Genomic DNA, 14,681 nt, shown 5'->3' with positions numbered 1-14,681 from the left:
GTGAATTAGGCAGTCTTGTAAATCCTTTAAACAGGGGAGCGTGTGATTGGCAAATCCACTTCAAAGCGAGTACCGCCGCCTTCACGTGCTAAACAACGTACTTGTCCACCATGTCGCTCTGCGATTTGCTTGACTAAACTTAAGCCTAAACCCCATCCACCTTGTCCTTCGCCGTGCCCAGCAGGGCGATAAAACGGTTCAAAAATACGACTTCGCTCCTCGTCAGGAATGCCTTTACCGCGATCAGCAATCTTAATTTGTGCTAGGGTGGGTTGTAGTAGGGTTAAACTAGCTTCGATTTCACCACCCCCATGGCGGGTCGCATTTTCCAATAAGTTACGCAATAAGCGGCGCAATAAACGCGCATCACCTAGTAACGTCACTGCTTGGGTCTCGCATTCAAGCTGCAAACGTGCGCATTCTTCAGCCACTAAGCCATCTAAATCCACAGGTTTGTTTTCCAAAGGAATTTCAGGGGTATCTAAGCGGCTGGCCAGCAAAATTTCTTCTACTAATTGATCCAGCTCGCGAATATCTTGACGCAACGGTGCAAGGTTTGCTGTTTGCGCTGACTCCTGTTCCGCAATTAATTCCAAGCCCATACGCAAACGCGCCAATGGGGAGCGTAATTCGTGCGAGGCATTTGCTAATAATTGGCGATGATTATTCACTAGGATTTGAATCCGCTCGGCGGATTGATTGAAACTGCGCGCTAACAAGGCGATTTCATCTTGACCTTGTACTTCGACACGCGTCGATAAGTGGCCTGCGCCCAAAGCCTCCACGCCTTGTTTTAAGCGATCTAAACGATGCGTGAGTCGGCGTGAAATCGGGTAGGCCGCAAGACCAACGACAGCAACCGAGATAAAAATCATAAAGAAAATAGGCGGGCGATCAGCGCGCTGATGGGGGGCGGGGTGGTGATCATGTAGAAAAGCTAAAGTGCCGAAGACTAGAGCCAGTGTAATAATACTGGCGAGAACTACAAAATAAATTTGCAAAAACAAATGTTTGCGCAGGCGACTGTTATGAAATCTCGATTCGTAAAACTTACTATCTTTAGCTTGCCAATGTTGCTCAAGGCGTTTACGCAGGCGGCGTTTCTTAATTTTAAGCGGTGGCCCGCATTTTTTATAATCTTCTTGCCCAGCACTCATGCATCCTCTCCATCTTGACTGCGAGCAAACATATAGCCAGAGCCGCGCAAAGTAATAATACGGCGCGGATGTTTCGGATCGTCTTCAATGGCCGCCCGTAAGCGTGAAATATGTACATCAATCGAACGATCAAAAGCTTCCAAGGGTTCGCCTTTCACCATATCTAATAATTGCTCGCGACTGAGTACACGACCGGCACGTTCCGCCATGGCAACGAGAAGATCAAATTGATAGGCGGTTACTTCGCGCATTTGACCATCAACCCGTAGCTCACGCGCATCGCGATCGATTTCTAAGCGACCAAAGCGTAATAAAGCTTGTTGCTGGGCGGAATGTTGACCACGGCGTAGAATGGCTTTTAAACGCGCCCGTAATTCCGCTGGTTCAAAGGGCTTGGGTAGATAATCATCTGCGCCCATTTCTAAGCCAATCACGCGATCAGTGGCATCACCGCGCGCAGTAAGCATAAGAATCGGAATCGCGCTAGTGCTTGAGTGATAGCGTAACTGGCGACATAACTCCAAACCGTCCGCATCGGGCAACATTAAATCAAGAATAATTAAATCCCACCCACCACGTTTAGCGGCTGCTAGGCCAGCTTGCCCCGTGTGTGCGCTAGTAATTTGATAGCCTGCATTAGCTAAATATTGCGCCACCATGGCACTTAAACGCACATCATCATCAATCAAGAGCACTTCCATCGCCTTCTCCTAAACCAACAAGGCCACCGAAGTGACCTTGCTTTGCTACACAGTAGTGTATGTCATTTTTGATTAGCGTTGCACATTAGGCTGCATTGGTGCTACCGGTGCGGGCTGTTGATAATAAGGCATCGGCGCAGCTTGATAAGGCATATGCATCATCGGTGCTTGTTGATAATAACCGTGATGCCCATAACCTGGATGACCGTGATGATGGCTAGTGACCTTGCCGATAAAAAAGCCAAGGAAGACTAAACCGATCACCGCAGCAATTTTTTTCCAACGATACTGTTTCCAGTGTTGCCAATCGGCATGGCTACAATGTTGCGGGCCATAAGGATGTTTGTGACCACAACGCTTTTCTGGCTCAGGATTGGTGTTTGTTGACGTTTCGTGTTGCTGACTGTCTTGTGCTGAGTGGTTTTGCTGGGTTTTCTCAGTGTTATCAGTAGTAGTATTGGCTGTATTGTCGTTCATGATATTTCCTTTAACAAGAATAAGTTTGCATTTTCGTTCACCAGTGCTTAGCTGGTATGGAAGCTATCATGCCCTTGTCGTGTTGCTAGAATACTGGGTGAATGTAAAGTTTTATGAAGCTGTAGCAAATCCTGTTGGTGTGCAGAAATTATTGAATTTGGTGGGTTGATTAGTTTAGAAAGCATTTTTTGGATGAGGAGTTTTTATGCTGTGTCCTTGCCAATCAGGTCAATGGTATAACGAATGTTGCCGCCCCTTTCATCAGGGCAAAGCCGCCCCTACTGCTGAATTATTAATGCGCTCCCGTTATAGCGCTTATGTATTAGGTGACGCCGCTTATTTGCATCGCACGTGGAGCAAGCACACCCGCCCCACACTAAAAAGTTTAATGCAAAGCCATTCTATTCAATGGCTTGGCTTGACGATTGAATGTACTGAACAGGGTGGATCTGACGATCAAGAGGGCATCGTCGAATTCACTGCAAGATTTAGTGAAAACCATCAGGAGCAAGCGCTCCATGAGATAAGTCGTTTCGTGCGCGAAAACGGGCGCTGGGTTTATTTGGCTGGTGTACATCAATAAAAACGCTACTTTTGCGTTTTCCCCTATAGCTAATTTTGGTTTCGCGCTATCATCGCGGCTTTTCGGTGTCAGGATATAGGCTCTATGCACAAGGACTTACTGGATTATGTTCCCGCCGCAGCGATGTTTAAAGATCGTGTCATTCTGGTAACCGGTGCGGCCATGGGCATTGGTCGTGCCGTGGCTATTCAATATGCACGTTTTGGTGCAACGCTCGTGTTGGTGGATAAGCAAACCAATTTATTGAATGAAGTTTACGATGAAATTGTCAGTGCAGCTTACCCAGAGCCAGTTATTTGTGAATTGGATTTAACCAAAGCGGAACCGAGCGCCTACGAACAATTGGTACACATGATCGCTGAGGAATTAGGTCGTCTCGACGGTTTGGTCTTAAATGCAGCTTGGTTAAGTGCCTTTATGCCGATTCGTCATCATGATTTTGCCATGTGGGATCAGATGTTGACCGCTAATCTCACGGCCAATTTCCGTTTAGTTCGTGCGTGCTTGCCTTTGTTAGAAATTTCCCCCGACCCTGCGATTATCTTTTCCAGTGATAGCTCAGATAAACCCTATTATGGTGCTTATGGTGTCAGTAAAGCAGCGCTAGATGCTTTTGCCAGTATCCTTGCTAAAGAGTGTGATACAACAGAGCATTTTGTGCGCGTGAATAGCATTGATACAGGGCCAGTACGTACACGTTTACGGGTATTGAATTATCCGGGCGATCCTGCCGAAAACTTAGCGCTACCCCAAGCTATCGTCGGTCCTTATTTGTATTTCATGGGCGCTGATGCCGGTAGGCGAAGTGGTGAGATTATTCGCTTTGAGCGCTTGCCAGCTGATTTAGCATGGCGTGGTGAATCTGTTGACGTATGAGTGAGTTAAGCAAACGCGATCGAGTCTTTGCCGAGCCACAAGCAATCGTGGATTTTGCATTTACTGCGGCGGTGGCGGACGTATTTCCTGACATGGTACGTCGTTCGATTCCGGGCTATGAAACCGTGATCAGCCAATTAGGCGTACTAGCTAGGCTTTATGCCCAACCGAATTCAGCGATTTATGATTTAGGTTGCTCTTTAGGTGCTGCCACTTTAGCAATGGCTAGCCAAGTGCGGCAAAGTGGGGTGACTTATATTGCGGTTGATAATTCTGAAGCTATGGTGCAGCGCTGCGAGAAAACTTTGCAACGTCATCTCCCCGAGGGTGTTTTTCAGTTGATTTGCGCCGATATTGGTGATGTACCCATGCACAATGCTTCAGTCATTGTACTGAATTTCACCTTGCAATTTGTACCGCCAAACCAACGCTTAGCATTATTACAGCGCTGTTACGAGGCACTTAATCCTCAGGGAATTTTGATTCTGTCTGAAAAGTGCCAGCACGCTGATCCAGTAGATCAAAGCTTGTTAACCGATTGGTATTTGGAATTTAAACGAGCCAATGGTTATTCGGAATTAGAAATTAGTCAAAAACGTTCTGCGTTAGAAAATGTGCTCATCCCTGATACTGTAGAGGCTCATCATCAGCGCTTACAACAAGCAGGTTTTGCGCGTAGTCTTGAGTGGTTCAAAGATTTCATGTTTGCCTCCATCGTGGCATTTAAATTATAAAAATAGACATTCATTTCTTATTTTACTCATTAATATTTATTCCTTAGCATCCATCCGCCACGCTGAGTTGGCTGAGTGAGGGTGATAATGGCTTGTCAAAAAAGGGTATTTTATAAGGCAAGTTAAAAATTTATGTCTAAACTATAAAGAGCAGCTTAGTTCTTGGCGAGGTGAAATTTTGAACTAGTTGACTGCTTTATAATGTAGCGCTTAGTCAAAATAAACATGACTCAGCGGTGTATAATGTAAATATCCGTAAGTTGTTGACTGAAAAGGTTAATTATGACTGATGTTAATCTTCAAACGCTACACCTTTATACACGACAGTTCTCAGGGCTGACGGAAGAAAAAATTCAGACTCTGCATGAGGTGTATGAGACGCTTCAACCCGATCTACAGCAGGTGACTGATACTTTTTATGAGCAATTGTCCTTAATTCCTAAGACAAAAGCGTTTATCGAAGGGCGAATTGATCAGCTAAAATTAACCCATATTGCTTGGCTGAATGAATTATTCGTAAGTAATTTCGATGAAGATTATACAGCCAAGCTTTATAAAATCGGTGATGTACATGTCAAAGTTAACTTGCCAGTAGAGTTTGTCAGTGGCGCGATGAGTATTATTCAAGGCGAATTGACTATTTTAATAGTGCAAAAATATACAGGGCAAACCGATAAGCAATTAAAAATACTGGAGGCACTAAACTCAGCGCTGAGCTTTTGTTCGCTGGTGATGCAAGAGTCCTATCAGACCTCAGCCTTGGCAGAAGAGTTGGACAAGTTTCTCAATATTACCGGCATGAGTCGTAAGCTCTTTGATAATTTGGCTAGGGTTTATAGTAAAAAACCCGGATGAGGCGGCGTTTGACCCAATGAATGTTCCTAGTAGAGGCTAGGGTAATTTATCATTACGCGCTATGATCAAGGTTTATTGCCACTCAATAAGCTCATTCATCCATGACCTTTCCTGATCCTGTTGTTCTTTCACCCACCAATACAGTGCCGCGTATTGGTGGTTGGCTGTATTTAGTCGGTATAGGTTTAGCGTTTGCGCCCTTACGTTTGATGACTACGCTGGGGGAAAGCCATCTTCCAGCATGGACAAAGGCGGTGGGTGCACACAAAACATGGTTATCCCTAGAGCTAGTGGGCACAGGTTTATTGTTGCTAGCCTCGTTATATTTGCTCTGGCTTTTCTTTAAGCAGCGGCGCCATTTCCCCGTGTGGTACGCAGGCATTGCTGTGCTTACCTTGGTATTCATCCTCATCGAGACCTATGTGAATATAAAGCTAATGCCGAATACGTATCTGCACGCTAACCAGCAATGGCTAGAATTAGGGCGAGCCGCGTTGACTTTACTCATTCCTGTGCCTTATGTGCTGTTATCAAAACGTGCCAAAGCGACGTTTGTGTATTAGGCCATGAGAGAGTCACTTTCGTTCAAAGCAGTGTTGGATGCTGATTATCAAGATCTTTATCAACGCCTTGCCCAAACCTCACTATGCAGTTGGCTAGAGCAGCTTCCGCAACAGCTTGAGCAGGCAATCTATGGGCAGGCTCATGGTAAGCGTGACGCGTGGTTAGCGACCTTAGCCAATTTGCCGCCAGCTATTCCTAGCAGTATCGCTTTGGATCAAAACGTTGTGCGGATTGGTGAGTTAGCGGATATGTCCGAGTCTGAGCGCGCTCAATTACGGGCTTGCTTAGAAACTTTTATTCCATGGCGCAAAGGGCCTTTTGAGTTATTTGGCATCCCTATTGATACGGAGTGGCATTCTGATTGGAAATGGCAACGCGTTGTGCCACATCTTGCTGCTTTAAAAAATCGCTTGGTGTTGGATGTCGGCTGTGGCAGTGGTTACCACTTGTGGCGTATGTTGGGTGCGGGTGCGAAACACGTGATTGGGATTGATCCTAGTTTGTTTTTCCTAATGCAGTTTCAGATAATTAAACGCTATGCCGCCCAGCAAGCCGTACATTTTTTGCCGCTCAGAAGCGAAGATTTGCCAGACTTTGGCGGAAAAGGTTTTGATACGGTGTTCTCCATGGGTGTGTTATATCATCGTCGTTCACCTTTGGATCATTTGCAGGAATTAAAGAACGTTTTGCGTGTGGGTGGCGAATTAGTATTGGAAACCTTGGTCGTGGAGGGTGATGCGTGCACTGCACTAATGCCCGAGGATCGTTATGGCAAAATGCGCAATGTGTGGTTTATTCCCTCAGTCGCCATGTTGGAATTGTGGCTGCGGCGTTTGGGTTTTGTAAATATTCGCACGGTAGATATAACGGCGACCACGACTGAGGAGCAGCGTGCTACGGAGTGGATGCGCTTTGAATCCTTGCGTGATTTTCTTGATCCGCACGATAGCTCGCGTACTATAGAAGGTTATCCAGCGCCGCTACGTGCGGTGATTCTGGCTAATGTGCCCCTATAACTATCGCTAAGAAAAAAATACATCGTGAATCCTCTGCTCAATCATCCGGGTTATTTAATTCAAACATCTCAACAAGCTCACAGTCTGGATACTTATCTGGTTAAGCGCATGGGACATGCTTATCAGCAATTTTGTGCGAGTTGGGATAAATTACTACCAGATCCATATTTGCGCGATGGTGGGCATTATCGTTTACGGCGCTATTCGGTATTTAACTGGCAGAGTGGGCGCTTAACCCTATTGCCCCATGAGCCACATTATCAATCGGGCTATCACAATAAACTGCATGGTGGTTTTAATCGCCATTTTCGCCCGTGGTTACCCACGACGATTCAGAATCCCGCGTTATTAGAAATGATTCGTTGGTGTGTCAAACAATTTAGCCGTAGTAGCACCCAGCTATGGCGTATTCAAGCCCACCAATTTCGGATTCGTACTTCTGCAAAGGAGCAAGGCAAGCCCACGCCTGAAGGGGTTCATAAGGATGGCGCGGACTATATTTTGATAATGATGATTAATCGGCAAAATATTAGTGGCGGTCAAAGCTTAATCTATGACAATCAGCGCCAAGCGCTAGAAGCATATACGCTCGAGCAGCGTGGCGATTTAATGCTCATCAATGATCAGAAAATTTATCATGGGGTCACCCCCGTGACGCCCACGAATCCTAATCAAGTGGCGTGGCGCGATGTTTTAGTGCTGACGTTCCACCGTTTCAAAAAGCAGTGACCTTAAGTCACTGCTCGCGTACTGCACTGCATTGAGTCGGGAATTTAGGCGAAAGTATCAGCAAATAAGTTGGTCGACCAATCAAACATTTTGCTGTAGTTCTTGGTGCTGGCTGCACTAGATGCACCAAAAGCAGCGGGAATAGATTGCATGGTTTTCGTGTTCGGATCATAAGCATACACAGCGGTGAGCCAAGACGCTGTATTTGAGCTAATTGGGCTATAACAAGCTGAGTTAGTCACAGGAGCGCTGTAAGGTTGAGCACCAGTCAGTAAGCGCAAAATCGCATCTGCACACACCTTGGCTTCTGAATTGGCGATATGCCCAGCCTTGGGTTGCCCCGTCGCTTGTGCATCGCCAATCACATGAATACCCGCCATCGCCGTCGATTCATAACTTAAAGGATTGACCATTGCCCACTGTTTTGTTGCATCATTGGCCAAACCTGCGCTATGGATAATCGAATTGGCGCGTTGGGGCGGAATAATATTCATTACATCGCCTTTGAATTCGCCCATGGGCGTCATGGCAACTTTAGTGTTTGAGTTCACTTCTTGCACTGGTGCATTGGGGATGTATTGCACAATACCTGCATAAGTGTTGTTAAATGCATTACCAAAAATTTCAGGCTCGACCAAAATGCTTGCGTTAGCATCCAACACAATCAATTTTGCCCCTGGTTTATTGCGCTTAAGAAAATCGGCAATGACACAAGCACGCTCATAAGGTCCCGGTGGGCAACGATAAGGTTTGGGGGGGATGCTCATTACCACCGTACCACCGGCCACTAAGGCAGCCAGTTGTTGTTGTAATTGTTGGATTTGTGCACCCGATTTCCACGCATGAGGAATGATATTACTGTCTAGGCCAGTGATAGGCAGAAATTCAATGCCGGGCGCAAGAATGAGACGGTCATAACTAAGGGCTTGCTGATTGGAGAGGCTGACGGTGTGATTATTGCCATCGACTTGTGTAACGCTGCTATAGATAACGCGAACGCCGTATTGCTGCGATAAGGCGGTATAACTAAACGCTAATTGACTCAGTGAGCGCTGACCATTCAAGACTAAATTACTCAAAATCGGCGAGTAGTAGTTGGCATTCGCTTCGATCAACGTGACATCAATGCTATTATTCGACCATAGGCGTAGATATTTAGCGGCAGTAGCGCCAGCGAAACCACCTCCTACCACAATCACGTGCTGGCGAGTGGTTGCAGCACGAACTAAGTTGGGCGCTACGCATAATCCAGCACCTAGCCCCAGTGTTTGCAAAAATTGGCGGCGTGATAATGTCGGCATCATCGTTTCCTCGGCAGAGTGAATAAGTGAGCGTTGGGTAGAAACAGTCATGCTTGGCTCCTCATTTTAAGCTGGCAAGGTAAGCAGCCAGAAGTTGAATTTCGGTATCGGTATAGCCTTTGGCTTGCGAATGCATAATGTCATTCTCAGTGCTTGCTTTCATTTCGCGCATTTCACTGATAATTTCATTCGCCGTTTCGCCCACAAGGCTATCAATGCCGGTGCGTGAATGGCCGTTGGTGCCATGACATTGAAAACACTGTGACGCTAATAGACGTCCTCCATTGGCGACATTCGCCGTGTTATTGGTATTATTCGTGTTGGTATTCGTATTATTAGTAGGATTAGGGCTGTTTAAGTTTTGGCTACCACCATCCTCACCACAGGCTGCCAATAAAGTTGCGCTCAGCGCTAAACACATGAAAAGTGTCAAACGTTTCATAAAGTCTCCTGTTTCGAACTTGCCCCTTTTATTGAGGGCGGGTTAGTCGGCCCAGCAGTACCAGTGCTGGGCTTTTTTGCGCTAATCGTCGGCGTCAACCAGCTTGATGTGCTCAGCCAAAATGCCTGAACCTTGGGCTCGGCCTTCGACTTCCACCATTCGGTTTCCGGCGATCACTTGGGCAAAAAAGGTTTCTCGCGTTAGAGTGTTGTCTTCCTGCGCTTCGAATTCAGTTTTTTGATCTGTACTGATGGATACACTGAGTACTTGGAAGCTGCCTGCTGTAGCATTGATTTGGGTAGCAATGCCTTTTACTTGTAGCTCAGTTTCACCCATCTCTTCTGGTTCGCGTTCAATTTGTAGCGCCAGCAAACTGCCATTAGCAAGCTGGCTGGCTTTCACTTCAACATAATCGCCTAGCCTTAATTGGGCTAAAGTCATGCTGTGTTCTTCCTCATTCACAGATTCGCGCAGCACCGTGCGCCTATCCAGTTGCAAAGTATTGCCAAGTAAAGTGATGCGTTGGTTTGGTAAGTCAATATGACTAATGAAACCTTCCAATTCACGTTCGTTCTGAATGCTCGCTTGGCGAATAGAAATTTCTTTAGCGCTTAAGACGCCAAGTTCATTGATGCTTCCTTCGACTTCGAGCGTTGTATTCAGCTGAATATCAGCGGCTGAGCCATGCTCAAATTCGGTAGCATCAGTGATTTGGACTAATTGTTGATTCAGCGCGAACTGTTTATTGCTGACCACAGCAGTGACTAGCCCCTCCAATTCAAGCTTAGTGCCCTTGGTAAAGCGTATGGATTCGGTTGTTAAGCGAATTTGGCTAGCTTGAACGTGGTTGTTGACTATATTTTGTTCGCTACGCACTTGCACATAGTGATTATTCGCTAGCTTAGCTGTGCCAAAGTTATTGAGGCTTGCGCTTTGGTAAGCGATGGTGATACCTGAAATTTGGAAAGTTTGCGCGGCATTATCCAAGTGGCTGATAGAGCCTTCAAACAGTAAGCGTGATTGTCCTGGAATGAAACTAGAGGTTTGGCGCGTCACACTATTCGCTTGCCAAATGCCATTCGCATTACGCTCGCCGGAAATGGACACCATGGTCATTGGCGTTAGCTCACTATTGAGGGCAAAACCGTGTCTAACACTTAAGCCAGTCAAGCGGACGGTTTGACCCAATACACTTAAGCTATCGCTAGTAACAGCACTAATAGGGCCTTGCAGCTTAGTATTAAATTCCACACGCTTAGCTTTGCCACTGACTCCATCGCTTTGAATACTGCCGTCAATGGTGACGATTTCGCCCATGCGATACAGGTGTTGACCGCTAACCGGTGTACCATCACGGAAAAATTGTGCTTCACGGACATCATAACGGACACCATTTTGCCAAATACTCCCAAAGCCTGTGATCGGGCCTACCGATATTCCGGTACCGCCAATGCCACCTTCGGCCAATGTTGCGGTGTCACTCACGCAAGCACTCAAGCAGCAGCAAATTCCAAGCGTAGCTAAGTATTTTTTAAATATCATGAGACATCGTCCTGTGGAGTAGTAGCTGGCAATGGTGTAGGAGGCATGGCTTCTTCAAAATAATAAATGCCTACACCTGCTTTAAAACGGCCCGTTCCTTGAGCCTCTGGGTTGCTGTCGCGGTCGTGTTGTGCGAGCCATGCATTCAACTGCACCAATAAAGCCATGCTGTCTTGGCTAGCCAACTGGCGGAACACATGAACGGCTTCTAGGGGAAGGTTGTCGTAGCTAACTTTACGTTGAAAGCGAGGCTCAAGGTCTGGTGTATCTTGTAGGTTGTATTCGATGGTTTTGATTAACAAACTCACATCTTGTCCGAGAATCGCGAGCTTTTCGGCGATATTCGTTTGCGGCACATAAGCATCTGTTAATAAAACGACGCTATCGTTAGTCGTCATCGCTACTACACCGCTATGAATCAGCTCTTTTAGCATGGCGCGATACGGCATATCCCCACTATAACGAGCCACTAATTGTTCAAATTGCGCGAGGCTTAATTCAGGCGGTGAGGCAGTGTAAAACTCAGGGTCATTGAGCCAGCCACTAATAACACGTACACCGCGATTGTAGCGTTGTTGCAATGGCTTGATGGCAGAGTCATCACTTTGGCGCAATTGGCTAACTTCTTTACGGGTGAGGCCGGTGGCAATGGCAATGCGTGAGTGAGTGGCTTTTTCACCTTGGTTTTGTAAGGTTTCAGCCGCAGCATCTACATAGGCTTGACGTGCTAATTGACTGAATTCGCCAAACGCCATACCACGCCGCACTAAGAGGCGAGCCAGTGGGCGAAGTATTTGTAAAACGATGGCTTGTAACTTGCTGTTCATTTTTGGGAATGTATTCCCAAATTTTATCGACTACAATAGGATATCTGCCTGATATACGCATGGAAGTGTCAAGGATGTTTGGAATGAAGTCTGAAGAGCTGTTTTTTATAGGGTTGCTCATGATCATCACCATCATGACTAGCCTTGATTTGATAGCGGATTATCGAGAGGGAACCGATGCTTGGCATCTGTTGTTAGAAGCGCTATTGGTATTGGTTTCCATGGGAGCAATTGGCTTTCTAGTCCGCGCTTATTGGCAACGTTTGAAGGAGTTGGAATTGGTGAAACAGCAACTTTCACAGACGCATGAAAGTTTAAGTAAGTCACGTGAATTACTCGATGAATCGCGTGAGCAATTACGCGTAGCAGGGCAGGAATATCAAAGTGTTATTCAAAAGCAATTTGATACTTGGCAATTGACTCCTAGTGAAAAGGAGGTAGCTGCTTTATTGCTTAAGGGCTTAAGTTTTGAGGAAATGGCAACGGTACGCAATACCAAAGAAAAAACCGTGCGCCAACAGGCCACTTCCATTTATCGTAAGGCTAATGTCACCGGAAGACATGAGTTTGCCGCTTGGTTCTTTGAAGACTTTTTGCAGTAAGCATTGATTGTTAGAAGTTTCTTTGGAAATACATTTCTTATTAAAAGCAGCTATACTTTGCTTTAAGAGATCAACAAGGAATTTTCATCATTCAATTTTTTAATAAGGATGCTGCCAATGGACAATAATCCCTATTCTCCACCTACTGCAAAAGTCAGTGATATAAAGAATACAAGTGCTAATGCAGCTCTACCAAAATCACCCAAGGTGATCGGTATTATTTTTCTTATTTTTGCGGTATTCGGGGCTATCTCAGTACTATTAAACCTAAGTTCATTGTTTGGTTTTGGAAACTCGGCACAAGCAGACATATTAGCTAGCATGGGCTACAGTAAAGCTTATTTGACCTTCACAACTATTTATGGCTTTATTTTTAATCTATGGTTCTTTTTTATATCCTACAAAATATTAACCTATCGCGACATTGGTAGAATTCATTATAACTATTACCTGATAATTAGTATTATCATGGGGAGTGGAAGCTTGATTTATCAGAAGTTTTTTATGCAGGGTGTCAATAATCCGTTTTCAACAGGCTCGCTTTTTGTTGTGATGTTGATTCTTCTAGCAATTTTATATGGGATTCCATGGTATTATCTCAATAAGCCTGAGGTTAAAGCGAGTCTGACCTAAGTATATTTTTTCTTAAAAATTCGCTTGTGTGCCAAATAGAATTTGATAATCGTCGGCCTTGCCGTTTGTATTGATCGGCATGGCTAGGTTTAGGTGTAATACTTTTCCCGAACTAGAACGTGTTGAAACGAAGCGCAAGCCGATACCAATATCGCCAACCCAATCGACTTTTTTACCATTACCCCAAGCACTACCCATTTCGGCAAACGCTGTTGCACCCAAACGCGCAAGTCTTAACGGATAAACTTGAGAGTAATAGCGCTTTTCAACACGCAGTAGAGCGGATTTACTACCATTCTGATATCCAACCGGATAACCCCGTAAGCTAGTGTCGCCACCCAGGCTGATTTGCTCGCCTACTTGTAAATTATCTGCTGCATTGGTTTGTGCTAAAACATGCCAGCTATGTTTATCATTATTAAACCAGAACCAATCAGCTTGAGCTGTACTGTGACTGCCTTGATGTTTGCCTTTTCCCACATAGCTTGTATTTGTTAAATTGATTAAGCTTAATTGTTTTTCACTAGCTTGGAAGCCTTTCTGGTAATTCAAGTCAAGTTTTAAATAATGCGCATCTGCACCTAATAGCTTGCTCACAGGGCCTAGCTTAATCGCTAATTGATGGCCTAGCGCAATATCTTCCACTTTGCCCATGGTGCGGAAGTTTTGACGGTTTATATAGCGATCTTGTAAAAATTCATAAGCGACCCAAGGATAAGACTGTGTGTCGCTGGAGGGAGTATTGGTTTGTGAGCCGGTAGGAAAATAGTGGGTATGCTGATAATTCCAACCGAAAGTATAACGGCTGGTTTGGTTTTGTTTCTGCCCAACCGACCAACCATAAAATAACTCAGCCTTTTCAGTGTCTTCTCCAATTTTATATAAAACTTCGCCTTGATCATAAAATGAATTTTCTTGGCTTACGGTATTGGCACTAAATCCCCATGCTGTGCGACTATCTAATTGATAAAATGGCAAGCCAACATGGATGCCATAAGCATCGCCATCACTATTATTTTGTGCACTTATTTCGAGTTGATGACGAGTACCAAATAAATGAGGATCGCTATACATCAATTGCGTTTGGTTACGTTCAGTATTGGTTTTGTAACTCAAACTCAGTGATTTTCCATACCCCAGCACATTATGTTCTTGAAATTCTAGACCATTGCTATTGGAGCCACCTGATCGCCCGATACTAACCCCTGGCGTTAAAGTCCAGTTATCGCTGGTGCGTACTAGGATAGTGACCATTTTTCCATGACAAATTTCACTAGGGCGAATTTGTACATCACGTAAAAAACTATTACTACGTAATAAGCGTTCCGATTCAGCCAATTTGGCAGGATTAAAACGATCACCTGTTTTAAATAAAAGTTGTTGCTGAATAACACTCGGTTTGGTTACCCGATGTAGTTTATTGGCTAGTCGATTATGCCAGCGATTTTCTTTAGCTTGCTTGGGATCGAAAACATTATCCGTTTGAATGACAATCAAGCCCACTATTAACGGTGTGCTTGTTTGCGTGTTAGTTTGCCAAGGCTGACACTGGCTCGCTATAGTGTTTGAACTAAGGCTAATAAGTCCAACTAGCATCCAAGATTTTACGATCTGCGACACTAGGATACTAGTCGGTGGCATA

General features: G+C 45.1%; 17 protein-coding genes. 9 read left to right on the top strand and 8 right to left on the bottom strand.

Features of this window, described 5'->3' with window-relative positions:
- Window positions 1–26: 26 nt before the first annotated feature.
- The 3 genes from A3IE_RS0115725 to A3IE_RS0115715 form a co-directional block, all read right to left on the bottom strand.
- Window positions 27–1,157, bottom strand: coding sequence for a sensor histidine kinase (locus tag A3IE_RS0115725; protein WP_020396584.1), 1,131 nt, complete (start codon window positions 1,155–1,157; stop codon window positions 27–29).
- Complete coding sequence (locus tag A3IE_RS0115720; RefSeq protein WP_020396583.1) at window positions 1,154–1,858, bottom strand: response regulator; 705 nt, start codon at window positions 1,856–1,858, stop codon at window positions 1,154–1,156. Before A3IE_RS0115720 ends, A3IE_RS0115725 begins: the two co-directional genes overlap by 4 nt.
- 72 nt (window positions 1,859–1,930) lie before the next feature.
- Window positions 1,931–2,335, bottom strand: a complete 405-nt coding sequence (locus tag A3IE_RS0115715) for a hypothetical protein (RefSeq protein WP_020396582.1) — start codon at window positions 2,333–2,335, stop codon at window positions 1,931–1,933.
- Window positions 2,336–2,540: 205 nt separating this feature from the next.
- Here A3IE_RS0115715 and A3IE_RS0115710 point away from each other — a divergent pair, with 205 nt between their 5' ends.
- From A3IE_RS0115710 to A3IE_RS0115680, 7 genes are all read left to right on the top strand, one after another.
- Window positions 2,541–2,918, top strand: a complete 378-nt coding sequence (locus tag A3IE_RS0115710) for a YchJ family protein (protein WP_020396581.1) — start codon at window positions 2,541–2,543, stop codon at window positions 2,916–2,918.
- An 84-nt stretch (window positions 2,919–3,002) separates the two neighbouring features.
- A complete protein-coding gene (locus A3IE_RS0115705) occupies window positions 3,003–3,794 on the top strand; it encodes an SDR family NAD(P)-dependent oxidoreductase (RefSeq protein ID WP_020396580.1) in 792 nt (263 codons plus the stop codon).
- Window positions 3,791–4,528 carry a carboxy-S-adenosyl-L-methionine synthase CmoA gene (cmoA, locus tag A3IE_RS0115700; protein WP_020396579.1) on the top strand — a complete coding sequence of 246 codons (738 nt, stop codon included), beginning with the start codon at window positions 3,791–3,793 and terminating at the stop codon, window positions 4,526–4,528. The genes A3IE_RS0115705 and cmoA overlap by 4 nt, the downstream gene beginning before the upstream one ends.
- Window positions 4,529–4,810: 282 nt before the next feature.
- A complete protein-coding gene (locus A3IE_RS0115695; RefSeq protein WP_020396578.1) occupies window positions 4,811–5,383 on the top strand; it encodes a protoglobin domain-containing protein in 573 nt (190 codons plus the stop codon).
- A gap of 101 nt (window positions 5,384–5,484) precedes the next feature.
- Complete coding sequence (locus A3IE_RS0115690) at window positions 5,485–5,946, top strand: DUF2569 domain-containing protein (protein WP_020396577.1); 462 nt, start codon at window positions 5,485–5,487, stop codon at window positions 5,944–5,946.
- 3 nt (window positions 5,947–5,949) lie between these two features.
- A complete protein-coding gene (gene cmoB / locus A3IE_RS0115685; RefSeq protein ID WP_051062546.1) occupies window positions 5,950–6,963 on the top strand; it encodes a tRNA 5-methoxyuridine(34)/uridine 5-oxyacetic acid(34) synthase CmoB in 1,014 nt (337 codons plus the stop codon).
- A 24-nt stretch (window positions 6,964–6,987) separates the two neighbouring features.
- On the top strand, window positions 6,988–7,692 hold the full coding sequence (locus A3IE_RS0115680) for a 2OG-Fe dioxygenase family protein (protein ID WP_020396575.1): 705 nt from the start codon (window positions 6,988–6,990) through the stop codon (window positions 7,690–7,692).
- A gap of 44 nt (window positions 7,693–7,736) precedes the next feature.
- Here A3IE_RS0115680 and A3IE_RS0115675 read toward each other — a convergent pair whose 3' ends face one another.
- The 4 genes from A3IE_RS0115675 to A3IE_RS20970 form a co-directional block, all read right to left on the bottom strand.
- Complete coding sequence (locus tag A3IE_RS0115675; protein ID WP_020396574.1) at window positions 7,737–9,044, bottom strand: FAD-dependent oxidoreductase; 1,308 nt, start codon at window positions 9,042–9,044, stop codon at window positions 7,737–7,739.
- 10 nt (window positions 9,045–9,054) lie between these two features.
- The gene (locus A3IE_RS22240; protein WP_020396573.1) at window positions 9,055–9,435 is read right to left on the bottom strand and encodes a c-type cytochrome; all 381 of its coding nucleotides are present in this window, start codon (window positions 9,433–9,435) and stop codon (window positions 9,055–9,057) included.
- Between the two features lie 81 nt (window positions 9,436–9,516).
- Window positions 9,517–10,920 carry a DUF5666 domain-containing protein gene (locus A3IE_RS0115665; protein WP_157832890.1) on the bottom strand — a complete coding sequence of 468 codons (1,404 nt, stop codon included), beginning with the start codon at window positions 10,918–10,920 and terminating at the stop codon, window positions 9,517–9,519.
- A 53-nt stretch (window positions 10,921–10,973) separates the two neighbouring features.
- Complete coding sequence (locus tag A3IE_RS20970) at window positions 10,974–11,804, bottom strand: DUF6502 family protein (protein ID WP_020396571.1); 831 nt, start codon at window positions 11,802–11,804, stop codon at window positions 10,974–10,976.
- Between the two features lie 119 nt (window positions 11,805–11,923).
- On the opposite strand from A3IE_RS20970, the gene A3IE_RS0115655 reads away from it, so the two are divergent.
- Together A3IE_RS0115655 and A3IE_RS0115650 are read left to right on the top strand one after the other, a co-directional pair.
- Window positions 11,924–12,406, top strand: a complete 483-nt coding sequence (locus A3IE_RS0115655; RefSeq protein ID WP_245539206.1) for a helix-turn-helix transcriptional regulator — start codon at window positions 11,924–11,926, stop codon at window positions 12,404–12,406.
- A 117-nt stretch (window positions 12,407–12,523) separates the two neighbouring features.
- Entirely contained in the window at window positions 12,524–13,039 is a 516-nt protein-coding gene (locus A3IE_RS0115650; RefSeq protein WP_020396569.1) for a hypothetical protein, read from the top strand.
- 12 nt (window positions 13,040–13,051) lie between these two features.
- Here A3IE_RS0115650 and A3IE_RS0115645 read toward each other — a convergent pair whose 3' ends face one another.
- A complete protein-coding gene (locus A3IE_RS0115645; RefSeq protein ID WP_033407350.1) occupies window positions 13,052–14,680 on the bottom strand; it encodes a BamA/TamA family outer membrane protein in 1,629 nt (542 codons plus the stop codon).
- Between the last annotated feature and the right edge of the window lies 1 nt (window position 14,681).

This window comes from Thiolinea disciformis DSM 14473 (genome assembly GCF_000371925.1).
In the GTDB taxonomy this organism is placed as follows: domain Bacteria; phylum Pseudomonadota; class Gammaproteobacteria; order Thiotrichales; family Thiotrichaceae; genus Thiolinea; species Thiolinea disciformis.
This window is presented reverse-complemented; position numbering and strand designations above follow the sequence as displayed.